We start from the raw sequence: 22,319 nt of genomic DNA, 5'->3' as shown, positions 1-22,319 counted from the left end.
TTTATATCAATATAAATCTTTAGCGGCTTTTTAAAATGCTAGTTTTGCGAGTCGGTCAAAGGCTTCTTTTAATACCTCTAAGTTTTGCGTCGCAGCTAGACGGACGTAGTTGTCTCCGGTGTCGCCGAATGCCAAGCCAGGTATTAGTAAGACTTGCGTTTCCTTTAGGACATATTCGCAGAACGGAACGGAGGTCATGCCAGAGCCGCTGATGTTGATAAAGGCGTATATTGTGCCTTTGACAGGGTGGATTGACAGGTAAGGTATCTCAGCAACGCGTTTTCCGACGTATTCCAGCCGTTCTTGGAATGTTTTTGTGACGGCGGGTATAAACTTCTCAGCGTTATTTAAAGCGTGTATGGCGGCTCTCTGCGACGGTGATGGGGCCGAGAACGTAATACCTTCATTGATTCCTTTTACGGCCTCGATAATGTAGCTACCTGCAATCATATAACCAATGCGCCAACCAGTCATCGCAAAATTTTTCGAGAGACTACCAAGCGTGATAGTGTGCTCTGGTGCGTATTTTGCCATCGGTGTGAATTTTTCGTAAAAACTAAAGCCATCGTAAACTTCGTCAGATAGGATGTAAAAATCGTGTTTTCTCGCAATCTCAGCAATCTCTTCAAAAATTTCTTTTGTGAAAACCGCACCTGTTGGGTTATTCGGTGAGTTTAGAATCAATGCTTTTGTTTTATCGGTAATTGCGGCTTTTAAAATGTCTAGATTAATCGCAAAATCGTCTTTTTCGTAGGTTGGAATAAAAATAGGTACGCCACCAGCTGCTAAGACTTGATCTTTGTAGGGCGTAAAATAAGGCTCATGGATAATGACTTCATCGCCAGCATCAATAATTGCTTGTAGCGCTAGATACATACCATGACATGCGCCTACTGTTGCACGGATTTCACTTGTTGGGAACTGCAAATCATACGTGCGATCGTAAAATCCGGAAATAGCTTCGAGCAATTCAAGGTCACCAGATGCTTCGGTATATTTGGTTTGACCGTTTTTCACGTCTCGGAAAGATGCCTCGATGATTTCTTCGTCGGTAATTAGATCAGGATCACCAATGGAAAAGTCGATTAGATTCGGTGTTGTTTTTGCGATAGTGGTGATTTGAGAGAGAATATTGACAGGCGCTTGTTGGTATTTTTTCGCTAACTTCATTTAAAAAACCTCCATATGTATATAAAGAGGAATGCGTCTAAATTAGCATTCCTCTTTTTTATTTATTATAACACTTTTCCGAGGAAACTTTGTGTTCTTTCGTTTTGTGGGTTTGTAAAAATTTGTTCAGGTGTGCCTTGTTCTTGGATATAACCGCCGTCCATGAAGATAACGCGATCGGCTACTTCTTTGGCAAAGCCCATTTCATGTGTGACAACGACCATTGTCATACCTTCTTTGGCAAGACTCTGCATAACTTGCAACACTTCGCCGACCATTTCTGGATCAAGCGCGGATGTAGGTTCGTCAAAGAGCATCACATCTGGATTCATAGCCAAGGCACGCGCGATGGCAACCCGTTGTTTTTGTCCACCGGATAGGGATGATGGATAGCTGTTTGCTTTGTCCGCTAAGCCTACTTTATCGAGCAGGGATAGCGCGTGTTTTTTCGCTTTTTCGGCAGTTTCGCCTTTTACTTTTAGTGGTGCCAGAGTAAGATTCTCAAGCACGGTTTTATGCGGAAACAGGTTAAAGCTTTGGAACACCATACCCATCCGTTGACGCAATTCATTAATGTTGACGTTTTTATCAGTGAGGTTAGTGCCTTCGAATTGGATGACGCCGCCAGTTGGTTGTTCGAGTAGGTTAAGGCAGCGCAAGAAGGTACTTTTTCCTGATCCTGAGGGGCCGATGACAACGACCACCTCACCTTGTTCTACCTCTATATCAATACCTTTTAAAACTTCTAATTTATCGAAATGCTTTTGTAGTTTGGTTACTTTAATCACTTGTTCTCATTCTCCTTTCAGCAACGCCTAGCAGTCTGGATAGACCGAATGTTAGGATAAAGTAAATTACGGCTGCAACTGCATATGGTAGCACGGCATTGAAGCTGGCTCCTGCAACGACTCCAGACATAAACATCAACTCAGTGATACCAATAATGGATACGATAGATGATTCTTTAATTACGGTAATAAATTCATTGCCGAGTGCTGGTAAAATGTTCTTAATTGCTTGTGGCAAAATAATATAGCGCATACTCGCGACTTTCGTCATACCAAGACTACGTGCAGCTTCTTCTTGTCCTTTATCAACGGCCATAATTCCCGCACGAATGATTTCTGCGACATAGGCGGCACTATTTAGTGACAGAGCGATACAACCGGCTACAATTGCTGGTAAATTAAGCCCTCCGAAAACTGCTGTTGTTCCGAAATATACAAGAAAAATTTGGACGAGTAGTGGCGTTCCACGTACGAATTCAATGTAGCAGTTTGCTGGCCAGCGTAGCCATCTTGTTTTAGCTAATTTCATTAGGGCAAGTAGAGCACCGAGAATAGAACCGAAAAGTACGCCAACAGCAGCAATTCCAATCGTATAAAGTGCTCCTTTAACATAATAAGAACCGTATTGTGTGAAGAAGTTACCATCTTTAAACATGGCTTTATTAGCTTCTTCTTTGTACTCTTTCAGTAAGTTCTTGTCCTTTATTTCTTGAAGAGAGGCATTGACACTTTTTTGTAGCGAGGTCGTGCCTTTATTCATAGCGATGGCTGTTTGTTTCGTACCATTGACAAACTGTACATCAGATATCATCAAATCATCATATTGTGAAATATAAGCATCAGCAACAGGGCCTTCTAGTACGACAGCATCTAATTTCTTTTGCTGTAATTCAAGCATTAATGTGGTTACTTTCGATAATGATTTGACTTTCGCACCTGTAAGTTCATCTTGCGCAAGTGCTTCTTGTGTTGTTTGTTTCTGTGCCCCAACTGTTGCACCTTGGAAGTCGTTTGTTGTTTTAAATTTGTCTTTATCTGCTTTACGAATCACGACTTTTTGTTGCACAGTCATGTAAGGATTGGAGAAATCAACCTCTTTTAGGCGTTCCGGTGTTGGTGACATACCGGAGATAATCATGTCAATTTTGTTTGTTTTTAAAGCCGGGAGGAGACTGTCAAAATCCATTTCTTTAATATCTAGTGTAACTCCCATATCTTTGGCGATTTTTTTAGCGATACTAATGTCAAATCCAACAATTGTGTCTTTACCTTTAATCGTTTTGTGGAATTCATATGGCGGATAATCCGCAGATAAACCAACCACCAAGCGGCCAGTTTTTTGAATATCGGCCAATGATGTGTCTTTTTCTGCTGCTAAAACGGGAGAAAAGCTAGTAAATACTATCATTAGTATAAATAGTATAGCGGTTAACTTGAGATAAAACTTCCCTTTAATCATGTGTACACTCCTTTATTATGTATATCATCTCCATAGTTTATGCATTTTTGTGAATAACTATTAAAGATGAACATATAATTTATAACTTCTTTCGATGGATATAATAATACATGTTTTTGAGTAATTATGCAATAGAATTTTTTATAAAAACACGTAAATGATTTTCATTTGGCTAGAATACTAGTATCGTGTTATATTGAAAGCAAGCTATAGATACGATAGATTAAAAATTAGGAAGGCGGGATAAATATGGAGAAAGAATTTGAACTTGTGATGCAGGAAGTTGAATTTCCAAATGATTCTAGAGGAGTTTTTGATGGAACTCTTTTGTGCTTGGAATTTTTTGTGGCGAAAAATAAGGCGGCGTATGATGCGGAGTCTGGAGAGCCAATGTTGCGAAGAGAGGATCGGCGTCGTGTGAATAGTTTGATTCAAGGCGAGTTTAAGATATTTGAGCAGCGGATGGAAGAGGAGCAGGATATCAGGCCGCTACATCATTTGGATACGCTTTTTAAGGCGTTGGAAGTGGGGCTGGGCGAGCTGTTTTCACCGGAACAGGAGATTGAATTTGCCAATGTGGGGATTGATGGCTTTATTCAGGTGTATAATGATCCAGATGTGCAGTCGAAACACGCCGATGCGATACTTGCGAAGATGTTGGGGAGTTTGGATGGAGAAATAGACGAGGAATATTGATATATAAGATAGAAAATGCCGATGTAACCAGTTTTTTAACTGCTTGCATCGGCATTTTCTTAGAATTCTTCTTTTATAAGGCGAACGATGAAGGCGGTAAGTAAAAAGAAAGCGGGAGGTAGTTGCTCATTTTCTTGATATTCGATAGATACAGCGCTACCAGATAAAGAACGGTTGATGGCGATGTGGCATATGTCGGTATGGTCAAGCAAGACTTTGAGGAACCTTTTTGGTTCGGGCTGGATAATATCGATACGGTGGTCTTCTTTTAAACCGCGAATATGCAAACTATGGTCACTACCGGCGATTTCCTTAAGCGAGATATCAAAATTAGGTTCAGTATTGTGGTACACAACGGAAGATCCATCTTCTCCGAGCCACCCAATTTCGATTGTTAGTGTTGCCGATTCTTGTTTTGTTTCGTCGGTGGAATAGCTGTACAGTGGTTGATTGTTTTGAAAAGCGATGCGTGATGAAATTTTTTCGATGGTTCCGATAATCTCTTCATTTTCATTTTTAACTTCGATAGGATTGCCTTTTCTTAGAACGAGTGGTTTTTGGAAGTGAAAGCTCGGCATAATATTATTCATCTCCTGACGTAGTATACAATTTGTAAGTCAATTATTTTTAACAGTCTTACATTGGAACTATTCCCTTTATTTAGTAGAGAAAACATAAAAAACTCGCTTCTACGTGAGAAACGAGTTTTTGAGAATTAAGCAAGTATTAATTTTAGTAGGAAGTAGACGGCTGCAGCTAGTGCGGCTGAGATTGGTAGCGTGATAATCCATGTGGTAATCATGCGTTGTGCTGTATCCCATTTTACGCCCTTCACACGATGAGCTGTTCCAACACCTAAGATGGAGGAGCTGATAACGTGTGTTGTACTTACTGGTAAATGAATGAAAGTGGCACCAAAGATGATGAATACAGAACTTAAATCTGCCGCTACACCGCTCACTGGTTTAATTTTCATGATTTTACCGCCAACTGTTTTGATAATTTTCCAACCACCAATCGATGTACCAACAGCCATAGCAATCGCACAGGATACTTGAACCCAAAGTTGAACGTCATCTGTATGTTGGAATCCATTGGCGATCAAGGCAAGCGTAATGATACCCATTGATTTTTGAGCGTCATTTGTACCGTGTGTGTATGATTGGAGCGCTGCTGTTCCGACTTGAATGTAGCGGAAACGACGGTTCGTTGATGTTAGATTTAAATTTTTCAGGAACAATTTGAATAAACTATAGAGTAGGAAACCGACTCCGAATGCTATGAATGGAGACGCGATAAGGCCGATGATAATTGTTAAAAAGCCTTTATACTCGAGTGCGCCAAATCCGGCTGCGGCAATAGCACCACCCGCGATAGAGCCAATCAAAGCATGGGAGGAACTACTTGGGATACCGAAGTACCAAGTGACTAAGTTCCAGGTTATTGCTGATATCAGTGCCGCGAGAATAACAAGGTCGCCATGTGGCAAGGAGAATGGATCAACAATGTCTTTTGTAATTGTTTTGGCAACTCCTGTGAAGGAAATCGCACCGACAAAGTTCATCACTGCAGCTAATATAATTGCATGTTTTGGTTTTAATGCTTTCGTTGAGACACTGGTTGCAATCGCATTGGCTGTGTCATGAAATCCGTTGATAAGGTCAAACGCTAGCGCTGCAATAACAATGACAACCGTTATAAATAACATACCTTCCATTTAGCCGGCCCCTTACGCGTTTTTCATAACAATTGATTCAAGCGTATTGGCTACACTCTGACAACTGTCTGCGATTTCTTCAAAATTCTCATACACTTCTTTCATCCGGATTAGGCGGATTGGGTTTTCTTCGTTTTGGAACAATTGAATGAGAGATTCACGATATACTTCATCACAAATGGATTCGTAGTTTTTTATTTTAATAGCTAGTGTGCGTACGTCTTTTAATTTTTTATCGAAAACGAGATCTACTGCTTTTTCAATTTCAACAGTGCTTGCTTCAATCGCATCGATGAATTTTTGCATGTAATCGTCAAATCGCTTGATATGACAGATTTCGAATGTGAAGGCAATTTGTTCAAAGCCGTCCATTACGTCATCTAATCGGTTTGTTAGCTCTAACATGTCTTCGCGCTCGATTGGAGTGATGAAGGCATCGTTTAGTTCTAAAATCATTTTGTGAACTAGTGAATCACCATGCGTTTCATATTCCTTCATCTTCTCCGAAAAAGTATGTAAGTCTTCCCCAGTTTCGATGTTGTAAGAAGCGAAGTAATTGGCGCCCTCACGTAGGTTTACTGCCATGTCATGTAATAATGATGCAAAACGGTCCTTTTTGTTTTTAAAAGCCATTTTTTAATTCCCCCGATCTTTTTTGTGTGATTTTTTCCCAGTATAATAGGGCTCACTTTTCGTTGATGTATAGTGAGCAGATGTTTACAAAAAATATACGTAAAAAAATCATTACAAGGATAGAAATTTACTACATATTCATACTAACATAGGATGAAGCCAATAGGTATCTTTTTTTTGCAAAGAAATAGGAAGAAACTAGTTGAAATCGGTTACAATTGTTATTTGACGGGTTTTTAAGTTGTTTGGATATTTGTTGATTTATTTGGTGTGATAGGATATTTTTTGTTTGGGAGGATGAGGGATAGTTTTTTTAGGGAAATGTTGCTTTTTTTTTCACATCGTTTTTATGCATGAAAATTGCGTTTTGATGGATAAGGTTGGTGGTTTTCTGTATACTGATTTTAAGAATTAATGAAAGAAAAGGCAGAAAGTATCGATTAAACTACAATTGCAGGAGGTTTTATCAATGGTCAGTTCCTTTCAATCACGTTATCGTTTGAATAATGGGGTGATGATTCCTTATCTTGGTATGGGCGTTTTTCAAGTGACGGAGCAGCAACATGTAGCTGGTGCGGTTGAAAAAGCGCTTGAATTCGGTTACCGGTCGTTTGATACAGGCGCGGTTTACAATAATGAGAAGTTGGTTGGGCAAGCCATTAGTCATAGCGATGTACCGCGTGACGAGCTGTTCATTAGTTCGAAAATTTGGAATGGGGATCAGGGCTATGACAAGGTTTTGACTGCTTTTGAGCATACCTTGGCTAATCTTGGTGTAGATTATTTAGATATGTACCTGATTCATTGGCCGCTAGCGGAAATGTATACAAAGACGTGGCAGGCAATGGAGCGTTTATATGAGGAAAAAATGGTGCGCGCGATTGGTGTTGCCAATTTTAAAGAGCATCACTTGGCGAATTTAGCTGTGAAGGCTAATGTGAAACCAGCGATTAATCAAGTGGAAACGCATCCGCTATTGCCACAAAATGAGTTACGGGTTTATTTGGCAGAACAGGGAATTGCGCACGGGGCTTGGTCACCACTCGCAAAGGGTGCTTTATTTCAAAACCCGGTGATTGGAGAAATTGCGCGAAAACATGGTGTTCATGTGGACCAGGTGATTTTACGATGGCATATGGAGCGAGAAACGATTACAATGTCGCGCTCAATCAGTGCAAAACGAACGCTTGAGAACACGCAATTGTTTGATTTTTCTTTGGATACAGATGATATGAAGCGGATTGGGCAGTTGGAAAGTGGAAAACGTGTGGGGCCAGATCCTGATGATATGGATTTCATGATAGCGAGTATGGAGAAAGAGCGCGCGATGTTTTCTTAAAGAAGGAGATCTAGATGGATAATTATACGAAGCGATTGGTTATGTATATGAGGGAACATGTGGATTCAGAGGAGAAGCAGGCGATGGAGCAGTATATGCGAAATCAGTTTGTTTTTCTTGGCTTGCGAAGTCCTAAGCGACGTGTGCTGTATCGTGATTTTGTAGCGGAGCACGGGAAGCCACGGGATGCCATTTCTGTTGCCGAGATGTTATATGAGCAAGAAGAACGAGAATTTTATTACATGGCGATTGATATTTTGACGAAAAGTGTGAAGAAGCAATCGTCTGACGCAGTGGATTTTTATGAAAGGCTGATTCAAACGGAGTCTTGGTGGGATACGGTGGATTTATTGGCAAGTACGCTTGTCGGTGGTCATTTCGCGATGTACCCGGAATTGATTCCTGTGTATAATGCGAAATGGATTGATGGTGACGATATTTGGTTGGCGCGAACGGCGATTTTATTTCAGTTAAAGTATAAGGAAAAAACGGATGCGACACTGCTATTTGCGAATTGTGAGAAATGGCTGGATTCAGATGAGTTTTTTATTCAAAAGGCGATTGGCTGGGCGTTGCGTCAATACGCGAAATTTGATGCGGAAAAGGTTCTGGATTTTGTGGAGTCAAATGATTTGGCACCGCTCAGTCGGAGAGAAGCGTTAAAGCATTTTTAGGGGGAGAGCAGATGTTGCATCATGTGGAAGTAAATGTTTCAAATTTGAAAGAGGCTCGGCTGTTTTGGGATGATTTGTTGGGGTGCTTAGGCTATTCGCTTTATTCGGAGTGGGAAAAAGGCGTTAGTTGGATATATGGTGAGACGTACTTAGTGTTTGTGCAAACCGAGGCACGTTTTCTTGATGCAGGGTATCACCGCGGCCAAACTGGATTAAATCATTTAGCGTTTCATGTAGAGACGCGTGCGGATGTGGATATTTGGACGGAGCGTTTTCGTGCGCAAGAAGTTCCTGTTCTCTATGAAGACCGCCATCCTTTTGCAGGTGGGCCAGATTATTATGCTGTTTTTGTAGAGGGACCGGATCGGATGAAAGTAGAGCTGGTCGCAAAAAATTAGAAAATCCCGAAATCCGTTTAGGCTGGATTTCGGGATTTTCTTATGCTTCAGGTGTTTCTTGATGCTTGTCTTTTTTGAAAACTTCGATATAGGAAATGTGATGTGGTTCAGCCTCTTTCACGCGGAAAGTATAGCCGTTATTTTCGATCTCATCGCCAATTTCAACTTCGTAATTATGTGTCAGGAACCAGCCGCCGATTGTATCGACCTCTTCTTCTTCGATATCTGTGCCAAGCATGTTGTTAACTTGGTCAATCAGCACCTTAGCATCAATAATGAAGTGGCCGTCTTTAATTTTACGGATTTCGGGAATTTCATCAGCGTCGAATTCATCACGAATGTCACCAACGATTTCTTCGACAATATCTTCAACTGTTACGAGTCCAGATGTTCCGCCATATTCATCTAACAGAATCGCGATATGCGAACGTTCGCGCTGCATTCGGATGAGTAATTCTTTAATTGGAATCGTTTCAATCACACGTATAATTGGTTTAACATAAGGATCAATGCTGAATGCCGAATCAGAGCCATTTTCGACATATGCCGAAAGAATTTCTTTCAAGTTTAGTACACCAATAATGTGGTCTTTGTCGCCTTCAATAACTGGATAGCGTGTGTAGCGTTCGTATTTCATGATGTCAGATAAATCGGCAATCGTGCCACCAGTATCCACAGTAACAATTTCTGTACGTGGAATCATAATTTCTTTCGCCATTCGTTCATCAAAATCGAAAATCTTATTAACATAGCTAAATTCAGATTGGTTGATTTCACCACTCTTGTAACTTTCACCGACGATAATTCGTAGCTCTTCTTCTGTATGGGCGATTTCATGATCTGTAGCTGGTTCTAATCCGAACATCTTCGCGATAACTACTGCTGATTCATTTAAAAGCCAGATGAATGGGAACATAACTTTATAAAAGATATGGAGCGGGCGCGCAACAGCAAGTGCGACAGCTTCTGTTTTGTCGATAGCTAATGTTTTTGGAACGAGTTCTCCAACAACCACATGTAAGAAGGTAATTAGGATAAATGCAATGGTAAAAGAAAGTACAGACGTTACAGAGCTTGGCAATTCAAACATCACAAAAAGTGGATGTAAAGCTGCCTCCACTGTTGATTCCCCTAACCAACCAAGTCCAAGAGAGCTAATCGTAATACCTAATTGACAGGCAGAGAGATATGCGTTCATATGTGCGTATATATGTTTTGCTAAATTCGCGCGCTTGTTACCTTCTGAAATCAGTTGGTCCAAACGGCTTGGGCGCATTTTTACGATGGCGAACTCGGTTGCGACAAAAAATGCTGAAATTGCAATTAGTAAAGCAATAATTAAAAATTTAGTGGTTAATATCAATGAATGGCCATTCCTGATAAAGCACCAGAAATGGCGAACACCTCCTATGGGTTCTAAAGTTTTTGTGCTGTGTTTGTGTTTATCCAGGAAGGTTTATCCATTCAGCAAGGAAACACGAGACAGCAACGATTTATATGATTGTTTCGTTTTGTATATATTTTTAGTTTATCTGCCCCAACGTGTTTTTCCCTCCCAACGAGTATACTTAATCTAGATTATAAGTCAAATGTGAGAATAAAACAAGCGAACAAGAACTTATATTTACTCTAAATTTTTACAGTTTATTTACTTATATGGTTATCGAAATAAGGCTCGATATGAACGAGTGTGTAAGCGTTTGGATAGGTTTCTCGGATTGCGGTTTCAATTTTTTCTGTGATAGTATGGCTTTCGGCAACGCTTAGATCAGCTTTGACAGAAATCGTTGCGTCAATCCAGATTCTATTGCCATTCATGCGTGCTTTAATATCTAAAACTTGGTGGACTTGAGAGACGTTCGCGATGATAGTATGGATGGACTCGATTTTACCAATATCAAAGCCATCGGTGAGCGTGTGTGCCGCATCATAAAATATTTTCCATGCGGTGTAGATGATGAGTACGCCTACGAGAAATGCAGTGATATTATCTAGCCATGTAATCCCAATTATGGCACCAGTTATACCGATACATGTTCCAAAACTGACATACGCATCTGAACGATTATCGTAGGCTGCTGCTTTGACGGCTAAACTATCTATTTTTTTCGCGAGTTTACTGTTAATTAAGTATACGATATACATGACAATGCCTGAAAATAGAGCCACAATTGCTGTGAGAGAAGAGGGAGTGGCGAATTCTTGATGAATGAATGCGAGAAATGCCTGCCATATAACTTGGATGCCAACGAGAAACATAATGAAGGAAGCAATTAAGGAACTAATCGTTTCTGTGCGTCGGTGACCGTATAGATGATCTTCATCTGGCGGGATACGCGAAATTTTTAGACCGATAAGCAAGGCCACAGAGGCGATGATATCGGTTGTATTATTTAGTCCGTCGGCTTGTAGTGCGTCAGAATGACCTAGAAACCCAGTGACAATTTTGAGTGTTGCCAAGAAAATGTAAACAATGATACTAAGCCATGCGCCCCGTTCGCCTTTTTTTAGATCCTCATAATTATCCATCATATTTCACCTCTTCCTTTCATTTACGTTGGATAATAAAAATCCCGCTAGCAAGCGTATCAGAATACGGTGGCTAGTGAGATTAGCAATTTATAGCAATGATTTCTCTAAACCTTTAACGGATGCCGCGATACTGTCGCATACCTCCTGGTAATATGCCCATTTCACAGGCGCATCTGGGCTTAGTTCCGGGTCTTTGATGTCCCAGTAAACAATTTTATCGCTCAGTTCTTCTGGAAATCCTGGGGCAAGTTCAGTGGCGGAGTCGTAGATTGTGACAATTAAGTCAGCCTCGTTTAATAATTTTTGGCTAGGAGTTACGGGCATTGTTGCAGGTGGTTCCATGGCATACTCTAGAAGGGCATCTGCGACAAATGGCGATGTCTGTGTGTGACACCAAGAGCCACTAATAAATTGAGCATTGCTGATGGCGAGTTTGGAGGCCCAAGCTTCTGCCATGGAACTGCGAATGTGTCTTTGTGATAGGAAGTAAATAAGTTTCTTCTTCATGCTCCAAATCCTTTCTTGCTCTTTAGACTGAAAAAATGCGAATGTGCGTTATTTCAACTAGGTCTAAATGAAAGCAGGTAATAACGCCTTTTATGGAAGACGTGATGATATATACGATTCATTCGTTTGGCCTTTCCCGTTAACAGTAGGTAAATACCCCGTATGAAAAGACAAAAACCTCATTTCGAAAATAAAATAAAAAAAGCGTAAATATTGTTACGAAATTGTGTATAATTAGAATGAGGTTGTGGAAATCGGTCTAAAGTTGGTGGCGTGATTCGGTCTTTTGCCGTAAAATGGACGTATACAGCTGAGTTTAACTAACAAAACTAATGTAGAAAGCTAGGAGATATGCGTGAATAATGAGAACAAAACTATCTTGACCTATTTAAAAAGCTTCTTGCTCTTTCTAAAGAAGTGGTTGGGGATCGGTTGGCGTAAATTCCGCCGTTTTTGGAAAAATAAGCATATCGGGAAATTTATAACACTTATTGGTTTGACATGTATACTGATTTTTATTGTATCGCTGGTCATTGTGGCCAAGTCAGCCGACATCGATGCTTTAAAAAAGGGACTTGAAACGACGACAGTTATTTATGATAAGGATAATGACAAAGCGGGTGAACTCTCTGCGTCGGATGCTACATTTATTAGCATCAAAGACATGTCACCGAATCTACAAAATGCTGTTATTTCAATTGAAGATAAACGATTTTATGAACATGGCGGTTTCGATATAAAGGGGATTTTCCGATCTGTTTGGGGACTTGCCACGACAGGAAACATTACGGGTGGTGGCAGTACAATTACCCAGCAAGTAGCAAAAAATGCGCTCTTGACGCAGGATCAGACTTTTACGCGAAAAGCGAAAGAGCTATTTATGGCACGCGAAATCGAAAAGACGTATACGAAGGATGAAATTTTAGAGATGTACTTGAATACGTCCTACTTTGGCAATAATGAGTGGGGTGTGGAAAATGCTGCGCTGAAATATTTTGGAACGAGTGCTTCTGAATTAACGATTCCACAGGCTGCGACAATTGCTGGACTTTTGCAAGCGCCGTCTGCCTATGATCCGTATACGCACGCAGATAAGGCAATAAATAGACGCAATATCGTGCTAGGTGCGATGTACACAAATGGTAAGATTACGAAGGAACAAATGAAAGAATATCAGGCGACTAAGCTAGTATTGACGGATAAATCGAAGGATCCAGATAATTATCACTACCCATGGTATACCGATGCTGTCATTAATGAAGCTTTGAAAGAAACCGACCTAACGCAAGATGATATCATGAAAAAAGGCTATCAAATCTATACAGAGCTCGATCAGAATTATCAAGCGGCACTCGAAAGCACGTTTGAAAATGATAGTTTATTCCCGTCAAACTCGGCGGATGGCACCCTTGTACAAGGCGGAGCTGTCCTGATGGATCCAGAGAGTGGCGGAGTTCGTGCACTTGTTGGTGGTCGTGGCAAACATGTTTTCCGTGGATTTAACCGTGCCACACAGATGAAAGCTCAGCCAGGTTCAACAATGAAACCCCTTGCGACCTATGTTCCGGCGCTTGAAGAAGGTTGGAAAGTAGATGACATGTTGCAGGATGAGAAGACGACTTATGGTAAATATACGCCGACTAATGTGGGTGGTGTTTATCGCGGTGAAGTTCCAATGTACACAGCAGTGGCGAAGTCGATTAACGCGCCAGCTGTATGGCTTCTTGATAAAATTGGCCTACAAAAAGGTGTTGATTCGGTGAAACGCTTTGGGATTCAGTTGACGAAAGAAGATGAATACCTTGGTTTAACGCTTGGTGGCTTAAATAAAGGTGTATCACCAGTGGAATTAGCGACAGCGTATGCAACATTTGCCAATGATGGCGCAAAACCAGAATCTCACATTATTCGTAAAATTGTTGATCCCACAGGGAAAGTAGTGTATGAGAACGAGGCATCAACGAAACAAATTATTTCTAAGAAAGTTTCGACAGACATGACTTCGATGCTAATTGATGTCATTAATAATGGTGGTACTGGTGAAAATGCTGGCGTTTCTGGCTATGAAATGGCTGGTAAAACGGGCTCGACACAAGTACCATTTACGACGGATGGCACGAAGGATCAGTGGTTCGTTGGTTATACACCAAATTTAGTCGGCTCTGTCTGGATAGGCTTTGATAAAACAGACGAAGCTCACTATTTGAAGACGACAAGTTCTGATGGTGTGGCATCGCTTGCGCACTATGTGATGAAGAGCGGGTTGAAGTATCAAAAACCTGTTGATTTTGGAACAAAGAGCGCATCGGTGAAAACAGAAGAAAAGAATAAGGAGAATGCTGTATCTGAGCAAGCGGGTGATTTCTGGGGATCTATTAAGGATTCGGCGAAAGGTGCTGGCGAAACCATCAAAAAAGGCGCTGAGAAAGCGAGAGAAATTGGTGGTCAGATTGCGGATGGATTTAACAATATTCTTGATTCGTTTGGCAACTAAATAATTACGAAGGACTCAAAGTTAGAACTTAGAAAAACTGCTCGACATGATTTTTTGCAAAAATTAAGCGTTTGTCGACACGCTGGGACTCAAGGCGGATTGTTGCTTTGAGTCTTTTTTGTTGGTAGGATGGAGGAAGATACATAATTTTTGAAGGGGGACTTTTTACTATGGTAAGAATGGAACGGGATACGATTGGTGAGATTGCGGTTGCTGAGGATAAATTTTGGGGGGCGCAGACGGAGCGAAGTCGGCAGAATTTTAAAATTGGTGAGGAGCGGATGCCGAGCGAAATTGTACGGGCTTTTGCTAGGTTGAAAAGGGCGGCAGCTTGGAGTAATGCTGATCTTGGGAAACTTAGTGAGGAGAAAGCGCGTGCTATTTCAGATGTGTGTGACGAAATAGTCGCTGGGAATCTGGATGAGCATTTTCCGCTTGTTGTTTGGCAAACTGGGAGTGGTACGCAGTCAAATATGAATGTGAATGAGGTTGTAGCGCATATTGCTGGGGAGTCGGTGCATCCGAATGATGATGTGAATATGTCGCAGAGTTCGAATGATACGTTCCCGACAGCAATGCACATTGCAGCATACGAAGCAATTGTTGAGCAGTTGATGCCAGAACTCAGTGAGATGCGACGAGTGCTCGCGGAGAAGAAAGAGAAATATTGGCGAATGGTCAAAATTGGCCGGACGCATTTACAGGATGCAACGCCGCTTACGCTAGGTCAAGAGATTAGTGGTTGGGAGAGCATGATTGCGCATGCAGAGAAATTTATCGTACAAAGTAGTGACCATTTGCTAGAATTGGCAATTGGAGGTACGGCGGTTGGGACTGGACTCAATGCAACGGCGGACTTTGGAGATCGTGTCGCGAAACATTTGGAGGCTGACACAGGACACAAGTTCCGCTCGGCATCGAATAAATTTTATGCATTAACAAGTCATAGTGAGATTAGTTTTGTGCATGGAGCTGTGCGGGCTTTGGCGGCTGATTTGATGAAGATTGCGAATGATGTTAGGTTTTTGGCGAGTGGGCCGCGTAGTGGGATCGGTGAGTTGACGATTCCAGCGAATGAACCTGGTAGTTCGATTATGCCTGGAAAAGTGAATCCAACGCAATGTGAGGCATTGACGATGGTTGTGGCGCAAGTGATGGGCAATGATACGACGATTAATATAGCAGCGAGCCAGGGAAATTTTGAGTTAAATGTATATAAGCCGGTTATTATTTATAATTTCTTGCAGTCAGTGCGGTTGCTAGCTGATGGAATGCGTTCATTTAGAGTGCACTGTTTGGAAGGGCTAGAGGCGAACGAAGCAGTGATGCAGGAGTTGGTTGATCGGTCATTGATGCTTGTGACGGCGCTCAATCCACATATAGGCTATGAGAAGGCTGCAAAAATTGCAAAGACGGCGTTTGCAGAAAATTTATCGCTAAAAGAGGCGGCGATTCGGTCGGGATTCGTCACGGAAGAGCAGTTTGACATGTGGATTGATCCGTTAAAAATGACGAATTTGGAGTAATCATACTTTAGGCTGAAATTGCAACGAAACCATTGTGTAGTGAGCAAAAATGCCGTAAGATGATAACACGACATGGAAATTAGAAGGTGACGCTATTTTGAGCGATTGGATGACGATTATATTTATGGTTATTGTTGGAGCGTTTATCGGCGCTGCGACGAATTTTATTGCGATTCGAATGCTTTTTAGGCCGTTTGAGGCAAAATATATCGGAAAATGGCGAATCCCGTTTACACCGGGTGTTATCCCGAAGCGACGTGAGGAATTGGCAGTGAAAATCGGCGAGGTGGTCGCGGAGCATTTGTTGACGAACGAGGCGGTGCAGGAAAAGCTTGCGAGTGAAGATTTGCGCACAGAGCTTGTGACAACGGCGAATGAGCTGGTTCGGGAGCAACTTGCGATTCATACGACACCGAGAGAACTCTTGGCGCAGTGGGATATGACGGCTATTGGAGATACGGCGAATGACAAAATCGCGGTGGCTTTGAAAGGGCAACTGGATCAGTTTTTTGCTAAGCGAAATGAGTTGGCGGTGAAAAAAGTATTACCAGATGTGGTACACGCAGAGCTAGCTCGGAAAATTCCTGCCATTTCTGCCCAAACGTTACAAAAGGTCAGTATGTTTACGGCAAGTGATGCTGGGAAACTCCAGATTAAGTCTATGATTGAGCGAATTTTAGCAGATCGTGGCAAGGTTGGCGGGATGGTTGGACTTTTCTTGAATAATGATACATTCGTGACGCGGATGCAAAAAGAGGTTTTAAAATTTCTTGGTAAACCTGAGACAGAGGCTGTTTTGGAGGCATTGATTGTATCAGAATGGCAACAGTTTTCGGAGCGTGCATTGGTGGACGTGATGCCGGTCGACAAGCAGGAGCAGTTCTCGGAGCAGTTGATTGCGGAAATTATGCGCACGGTGCAACTGGAGAAGTGGCTGGATACGCCAGTTCAAGATTGGATTCGTCCGTATGAGCAGGACATCTTGGACAGAGTGGTACCATTTTTGATAGATACGGTGTTACATTTTGCTAGTGAACATAGCGCAGAAGTGATGAAGCGTCTTGAGATTGGAACAATGGTACAACATCAGATTGAGGCTTTTTCATTGCATGAAATGGAACAGATTGTACTCGATATATCCGGAAAAGAGCTAAAAATGATTACTTATTTGGGAGGCTTTTTAGGTGGATTTATCGGAGTACTTCAAGGCATTATTGCCATTTGGTTTTAACCTTTGCCCTTACTTGCGAAATTTGATATAGTGGGGATGGAAGAAAAATTCGGATATATGGAGGAACATAAGATGACTATCAATATTTATGACATTGCAAACGATTTAGAGCGTGGCATTCGTGAAACAGAACAATTTACAAACTTGAAGCAAGCATATGCGGATGTAAACGCAGATGCTGAGGCAAAAGTGAAATTTGATCGTTTCCGCGAAGTACAGGTAACAATTCAAGAAAAACAAATGAGTGGTCAAGAAATTGACGATGAGACAATCGATTTGGCGCAAGAAGTCGCTGAGGAAGTTCAGAGTAATGCGGCTATCACAAATTTGATGGAAAAAGAGCAAGCGATGAGCTTAATTATCAATGATTTAAACCGCATTATTATGACTCCGTTACAAGAATTATATGATGTAAAAGAAAAATAAGTAGATGGAAAAATGCCGTACATGAGCTTCTAGTTAAGAGCTTTGTACGGCTTTTTTTATTTTTGAAGGATTTCGGCGGCTTTTAGGGCGGCTGGTGTAGCGTTGTTTTCTGTTAGTAAATTCATTGGAACCCATTGATAGGGACGTTTTTCTGTAGGCTCTGCTTGGAATATTAATGGGACAGCTCTCTCGGCAGTAAAGTCTATATCCATGTAGAAAAGAGCGGTAATGTGTTGTAAAATGCGTTTATCCAGAAAAGGATAGCCAACTAGGAAATCGTAGACGCCAAGATTAGCGGTAATATCAGGTTTTCCACCAATTTCTGCTATATTTCGTTTTAAACAATCCATTAATGTTTCATCTTCATTCAGTTTTCCTCCTGGTAAATCCCACTTTTGCTTATACGGATCGTTCTCGCGTTGTACCATTAGTAGTTTGCCGTTATTTTCTGCGACGCCATACACGCCGAAACTACGATGCCAATTACTCATTGACGGTTACCTCCTGTGATTTTAATACGTTTAGAATATCATGTTTTCTGAGTAATTGGGAGACTTTTGTAAAAATTTATCTCTGTTAAGTGGGATTTCGTTGTGTGATAAGGAACTTCAGGTTATAATAGAACGTATATTCGTGATCTAGGAGGGCTATAATGAAAGAGGTAAGATTTGTACATATGGCGGATTTACATTTGGATAGCCCGTTTTTAGGCTTAAAGCAGCTGCCGGATGTGGTTTTTAGACAGTTAAAGAACAGCACTTTTGTATCGTTTACTAAAAGTGTCGATGTGGCGATAGAAGAAATGGTTGATTTTGTAATTATTGCTGGTGATATATATGATGAAGAAGATCAGAGTATCAAGGCACAGGCTCGGTTTTATCGAGAAATGGAACGATTGAATAAAAGTGGAATTCCTGTTTACATGATACATGGAAATCATGATTATGTAGCGAAGTATCAGGACCGACTGAAATTACCTGATAATGTAACGGTTTTTGATACTGAGCTGGAGTGTTACCAGTTTACGAGTTCAGGTGGAAGTACGGCGAATTTGTATGGCTTTAGTTACGGTGAGCGTCATGTTCGAGAAGCGGTTTATAAGAAATATGAACGTATGGGTGAGGCTGATTTTCATATCGGTTTGTTACATGGTTCGGAAATGACCGGAAATCCAATGCAGGATGTCTATGCTCCATTTCGAGTGAATGATATGAAACAAATGGATTATTGGGCACTGGGACATATCCACTTACGGCAAGTTTTAGCAGAGGAGCCAATGATTTATTTCCCGGGAAATATTCAAGGACGGCATCGTAAAGAAGCAGGAGAAAAAGGTGTTACGCTTGTCTCACTACGTGAAACTGGCGCAGAGTTAATTTTTGTTGATACAGCACCAATTATTTGGGAAGAGAAACGACTTGAAATTCGAACAGAAGTAGATTTTTCGGGGCTTTTTCAATTGCTAATGCAGGCGGTGAAAGATACTAAGAGGGCGAATAAGGCAGTTTTACTATCACTCGTTGTGAAATCTGAGGTTGCGCTTAGTAGTGATGTGAAGCAGCGTATGGATAGTGGTGAATGGCTAGATACGTTACAGGAGCTATGGATAGATGAGCCGAATTTTGTTTGGGTGATGCGCGTAACTTATGAGGTAGTGAAGCAGGATACTGATTGGTTGGCCTCCTCTGGATTGTTGGCGGAATGGGAAATGGCGAAAGAAGCTTTAAAGCAGGAAAGTGCTTTTTATCAGACAACAGACAGTCTATTTGCAAATGGTGCAACAAGTCGCTTTTTAGAAGATCTGGATGAATTGGAGCGCAAGGCTCTTGTTGAGGATTCGGCTATTTTGTTAGAAAATATGTTGGAACAGTTAAAGGGTGACATCAAATGAAAATTAGTGCATTGGAGATTATTGGATATGGTAAATGGGAAGGCAAAACAATAGAGAACTTGCAGGATTTTCAATTGTTTTTCGGATTAAATGAGGCTGGAAAATCAACAATTATGGCTTTTATTCATAGTATCTTATTTGGTTTTCCGACAAAGCAACAAAGTTTACCGCGAATGGAGCCTAAGAATAAGGGGGCTTATGGTGGAAAACTGGTGTTGGAGGATACGGTGTTTGGTCGGGTTACTGTAGAGCGATTACGTGGTAAGGCAACGGGGGATGTGATAGTTTATTTTGAGGATGGCTCGACTGGATCAGATGCTGAATTGGAACAACTACTTGGTGGGACGGACCGAGCGCGCTATCAATCTATTTTTTCTTTTGATATCCATGGTTTACAAAATGTGCAGAACTTAAAGGAAGTAGATTTTGAGAGATATTTATTGGCAACTGGGACGATTGGTTCGGATGTTTTGATTCGAGCAGAGGAGCGTTTGCAAAAGAGATTGGATGAACTCTTTAAGCCGAGTGGGAAAAATCCGAAGTTGAATCAGCAGTTGCAAAAGGTGAAGTTAGCATTTGCAACTTATCAAGATGGGAAGCGAAACAACCAACAGTATTTGCGTATTTTGAGTGATTTGGAAGAGGCGCAAGGTGGTGTTGCTAGAGTGCATGTGCAGAGACAGGTACTTCGACTTGAAGTAGAGCAGGAGGAAACCTTGCTCAAGATTTGGCCGATTTATGAAGAGTGGCAGTTCTTAAGGAAGCAAATGGAACAGTTGGGAGATTTGGATTTTCCAGCAAACGGCGTCGTTCGGCTAGAGCATTTGGTGGCGAGGGAGAAGGAACTGAATGCACAACTCATTCAATGGCAGGAGGATTTGGTAAAGCTTGTCGAACAACAGCGAACGAATGATTTGTGGAGTGAGTCAGATGCGGAGAAAGTGGATGGATTGTTGGAGGAGTGGCCGCTTTTTCAAGAATGGCAAAGACATATTAGTGAGTTGGAGCAAGAGATTCGTTATTTGAACCAGAAGGAGGCGCAACAGTTTGTATCATTGGATGCGGTGAAGGTGATTCCTGAGGATGATGATATTTTAGCGATGCGGCTAGATGTTTCTATAGAACATGACTTGGTGAATTTACAACAGGAAGCAGAACGGAATCAGCTTCAAGTTGCTGAGTTGCAACAACAGGAGTCATGGAAGAACAACGAACTGGCACAACTCCAGAAGCAGTGCGAGAATCTAGAACAGGGATTATGGTCTTCGGCTAAGTTTCAAGAGACACAACAGAGATTGGAGCGACAAGAAGCAAGAAAGAAAGCTGTGTCTCCTATGCCGGCTTTGGGATTATCTGTGGTATTCTTAGTATCTCTAGTTTTAGCTGTTGTGTTACAGTGGGTTATTTTATATGGTATGGCGGCGCTATTTTTGGTTGGAGCAGTTATTGCTTGGATTAGGTTTACTAAGAAGCTGCTGGTGAAGACCCATTATGATCCGATGGAGTATGGCGCTTTTTTGGAGCAAAAGCAGGCGAGAGTTGCGCTTAAAAAGTGTTATGACGAAATGGATTATTTGACGGTACAGTTGGGACAATTGGAGAAACGGTTGCGAGAATTACAAATAGTTGACGCGGATTTGGATGCTAAATGGCAAGTATATCGGGAATTATTTTTCTTGCCGAGTGATTTTTCTGGGAAGCGTTTGGAGAGTATTCTGTTTGTTTGGCGTGAGGTTAAGCTGGGGATAGAAAACAAGACGAAGGCTATGAATGAAGCGCGAATTTTAGAAAAGAAAGTGGCTGCATGGACGTCAAAGCTTGCAGAGTTGGAGCAAGAATTAGGACTTGAATCGTTGCCTGTGGATGAGCAGGTGATGCAACTTAGGACAAAGCGTAAGGCACGGAAATCGTATGTTGCAGAAATTGCGAAGTCACAGGAGAAAGAGGAGCAACTACGAAATCAGATTGCTATTTTGGAGCGGGAAAAGGCTTCGATAGCATTGGACAAGTCGGAATTGTTAAAGGCTGCGAATGTGAAGAATGAAGAGTTTTTCAGGCAGAAAGGATTGCAGGTGGAGCAACAGTGGAAATGGCAGGAACGGGCTGTTTTGCTTCGGGCGCAAATTACGGATGTGCACTTGGAGATGTTGGCAGGGGTTCAGCATGAGAGCGAGATTAGTGCGCAAGTGCTGGAGCGTAAAGACAGATTACGAATGTTGGATGCAGATTTGGATCGTTATAATAAGACGATTGTGGAGAATGAATTAGCAAGGGATGCGCTTGAGGATGGACAAAGCTTCTCGGATCGGATGCAACATTTTTATTCGGAGCGAGAGACTTTTCAAGAGTTAGCGAAGGAATGGATTCGTGTGAAGTTGGCGAAGGAAATGGTTGGCCAAATTATGCGTAAATTGCAGGAGGAGAAATTGCCAAAAGTTTTGACGCGTGCGACGCATTTTTTTCAGTTACTTTCAAAAGATAATTATAAGCAAGTACGATTTGTGGAAAATAGGTTGCAAGTGGAGCGTCATGATGGAGTGCGATTCTTTCCAGAGGAGTTGAGTCAAGCGACAAAGGAGCAATTGTACTTGGCAATTCGGTTTGCGGTAATTCAAATGTTGCATGGTGAACAACGCTTGCCAATTATTATCGATGATAGCTTTGTGAATTTTGATGAGGCACGTTTGGAGGAAATTATGATATTGTTGCAGGACATACGGCAAGATAATCAGATTATCTTTTTTACATGTCATAAGCAGCTTAGTAAATATTTTCCCAAGGAAGCGCAACACATGCTATACTAGAGTGGTAAAAGAGAGGCGAAAATGGAATCAGAGA

The 22,319-nt window shown here is 41.5% G+C and carries 20 protein-coding genes; 10 read left to right on the top strand and 10 right to left on the bottom strand.

Annotated elements, in window-relative coordinates; genetic code table 11:
• Positions 1–30 precede the first annotated feature (30 nt).
• The 3 genes from R8925_RS12075 to R8925_RS12065 all read right to left on the bottom strand — a co-directional run bounded on the left by R8925_RS12075 (position 31) and on the right by R8925_RS12065 (position 3,417).
• A complete protein-coding gene (locus R8925_RS12075; RefSeq protein WP_430536090.1) occupies positions 31–1,170 on the bottom strand; it encodes a pyridoxal phosphate-dependent aminotransferase in 1,140 nt (379 codons plus the stop codon).
• Between the two features lie 65 nt (positions 1,171–1,235).
• Positions 1,236–1,958, bottom strand: coding sequence for an amino acid ABC transporter ATP-binding protein (locus R8925_RS12070; RefSeq protein WP_133619932.1), 723 nt, complete (start codon positions 1,956–1,958; stop codon positions 1,236–1,238).
• Positions 1,951–3,417 carry an ABC transporter substrate-binding protein/permease gene (locus tag R8925_RS12065; RefSeq protein WP_430536089.1) on the bottom strand — a complete coding sequence of 489 codons (1,467 nt, stop codon included), beginning with the start codon at positions 3,415–3,417 and terminating at the stop codon, positions 1,951–1,953. The genes R8925_RS12070 and R8925_RS12065 overlap by 8 nt, the downstream gene beginning before the upstream one ends.
• A 249-nt stretch (positions 3,418–3,666) precedes the next feature.
• Here R8925_RS12065 and R8925_RS12060 point away from each other — a divergent pair, with 249 nt between their 5' ends.
• Positions 3,667–4,113: a hypothetical protein gene (locus R8925_RS12060; RefSeq protein ID WP_430536088.1), complete on the top strand. Its 447-nt coding sequence runs from the start codon at positions 3,667–3,669 to the stop codon at positions 4,111–4,113.
• 59 nt (positions 4,114–4,172) lie between these two features.
• Here the strand turns inward: R8925_RS12060 and R8925_RS12055 are convergent, their stop codons facing one another.
• The 3 genes from R8925_RS12055 to R8925_RS12045 form a co-directional block, all read right to left on the bottom strand.
• Positions 4,173–4,691 carry a hypothetical protein gene (locus tag R8925_RS12055; RefSeq protein ID WP_430536087.1) on the bottom strand — a complete coding sequence of 173 codons (519 nt, stop codon included), beginning with the start codon at positions 4,689–4,691 and terminating at the stop codon, positions 4,173–4,175.
• A gap of 137 nt (positions 4,692–4,828) precedes the next feature.
• Positions 4,829–5,830: an inorganic phosphate transporter gene (locus tag R8925_RS12050; protein ID WP_430536086.1), complete on the bottom strand. Its 1,002-nt coding sequence runs from the start codon at positions 5,828–5,830 to the stop codon at positions 4,829–4,831.
• Between the two features lie 12 nt (positions 5,831–5,842).
• Complete coding sequence (locus R8925_RS12045) at positions 5,843–6,463, bottom strand: DUF47 domain-containing protein (protein ID WP_036079902.1); 621 nt, start codon at positions 6,461–6,463, stop codon at positions 5,843–5,845.
• A 469-nt stretch (positions 6,464–6,932) separates the two neighbouring features.
• Between R8925_RS12045 and R8925_RS12040 the strand changes: the two genes are divergently transcribed.
• From R8925_RS12040 to R8925_RS12030, 3 genes are read left to right on the top strand one after another with little or no spacing between them, the layout of a single operon-like run.
• The gene (locus R8925_RS12040; protein ID WP_430536085.1) at positions 6,933–7,802 is read left to right on the top strand and encodes an aldo/keto reductase; all 870 of its coding nucleotides are present in this window, start codon (positions 6,933–6,935) and stop codon (positions 7,800–7,802) included.
• A gap of 41 nt (positions 7,803–7,843) precedes the next feature.
• Positions 7,844–8,476, top strand: coding sequence for a DNA alkylation repair protein (locus tag R8925_RS12035; RefSeq protein WP_430536097.1), 633 nt, complete (start codon positions 7,844–7,846; stop codon positions 8,474–8,476).
• An 11-nt stretch (positions 8,477–8,487) separates the two neighbouring features.
• Entirely contained in the window at positions 8,488–8,874 is a 387-nt protein-coding gene (locus R8925_RS12030) for a VOC family protein (RefSeq protein ID WP_430536084.1), read from the top strand.
• A 40-nt stretch (positions 8,875–8,914) separates the two neighbouring features.
• Here R8925_RS12030 and R8925_RS12025 read toward each other — a convergent pair whose 3' ends face one another.
• The 3 genes from R8925_RS12025 to R8925_RS12015 form a co-directional block, all read right to left on the bottom strand.
• Entirely contained in the window at positions 8,915–10,237 is a 1,323-nt protein-coding gene (locus tag R8925_RS12025; protein ID WP_430536083.1) for a hemolysin family protein, read from the bottom strand.
• A 281-nt stretch (positions 10,238–10,518) separates the two neighbouring features.
• Positions 10,519–11,403 (bottom strand): cation diffusion facilitator family transporter, encoded by an 885-nt coding sequence (locus R8925_RS12020; protein WP_430536096.1) that lies wholly within the window; start codon positions 11,401–11,403, stop codon positions 10,519–10,521.
• A gap of 90 nt (positions 11,404–11,493) precedes the next feature.
• Positions 11,494–11,913 (bottom strand): low molecular weight phosphatase family protein, encoded by a 420-nt coding sequence (locus R8925_RS12015; RefSeq protein WP_430536082.1) that lies wholly within the window; start codon positions 11,911–11,913, stop codon positions 11,494–11,496.
• A gap of 355 nt (positions 11,914–12,268) precedes the next feature.
• Here R8925_RS12015 and R8925_RS12010 point away from each other — a divergent pair, with 355 nt between their 5' ends.
• The 4 genes from R8925_RS12010 to R8925_RS11995 all read left to right on the top strand — a co-directional run bounded on the left by R8925_RS12010 (position 12,269) and on the right by R8925_RS11995 (position 17,590).
• Complete coding sequence (locus tag R8925_RS12010) at positions 12,269–14,407, top strand: transglycosylase domain-containing protein (protein ID WP_430536081.1); 2,139 nt, start codon at positions 12,269–12,271, stop codon at positions 14,405–14,407.
• 170 nt (positions 14,408–14,577) lie between these two features.
• Positions 14,578–15,933 carry a class II fumarate hydratase gene (fumC, locus tag R8925_RS12005; protein ID WP_430536080.1) on the top strand — a complete coding sequence of 452 codons (1,356 nt, stop codon included), beginning with the start codon at positions 14,578–14,580 and terminating at the stop codon, positions 15,931–15,933.
• Positions 15,934–16,030: 97 nt separating this feature from the next.
• Entirely contained in the window at positions 16,031–17,164 is a 1,134-nt protein-coding gene (locus R8925_RS12000; protein ID WP_430536079.1) for a DUF445 domain-containing protein, read from the top strand.
• A gap of 72 nt (positions 17,165–17,236) precedes the next feature.
• The gene (locus tag R8925_RS11995; protein WP_036070534.1) at positions 17,237–17,590 is read left to right on the top strand and encodes a YlbF/YmcA family competence regulator; all 354 of its coding nucleotides are present in this window, start codon (positions 17,237–17,239) and stop codon (positions 17,588–17,590) included.
• 56 nt (positions 17,591–17,646) lie between these two features.
• Here the strand turns inward: R8925_RS11995 and R8925_RS11990 are convergent, their stop codons facing one another.
• Complete coding sequence (locus R8925_RS11990) at positions 17,647–18,081, bottom strand: NUDIX domain-containing protein (RefSeq protein ID WP_430536078.1); 435 nt, start codon at positions 18,079–18,081, stop codon at positions 17,647–17,649.
• A gap of 161 nt (positions 18,082–18,242) precedes the next feature.
• Between R8925_RS11990 and R8925_RS11985 the strand changes: the two genes are divergently transcribed.
• The gene (locus R8925_RS11985) at positions 18,243–19,481 is read left to right on the top strand and encodes a metallophosphoesterase family protein (protein WP_430536077.1); all 1,239 of its coding nucleotides are present in this window, start codon (positions 18,243–18,245) and stop codon (positions 19,479–19,481) included.
• On the top strand, positions 19,478–22,285 hold the full coding sequence (locus R8925_RS11980) for an ATP-binding protein (protein ID WP_430536076.1): 2,808 nt from the start codon (positions 19,478–19,480) through the stop codon (positions 22,283–22,285). Before R8925_RS11985 ends, R8925_RS11980 begins: the two co-directional genes overlap by 4 nt.
• Positions 22,286–22,319: the final 34 nt, after the last annotated feature.

The organism is Listeria rocourtiae subsp. hofi (genome assembly GCF_963575615.1).
Taxonomy (GTDB): domain Bacteria; phylum Bacillota; class Bacilli; order Lactobacillales; family Listeriaceae; genus Listeria_A; species Listeria_A hofi.
Note: the sequence above shows the minus strand (reverse complement) of the source record. Positions and strands in the feature narration are given on the sequence as shown.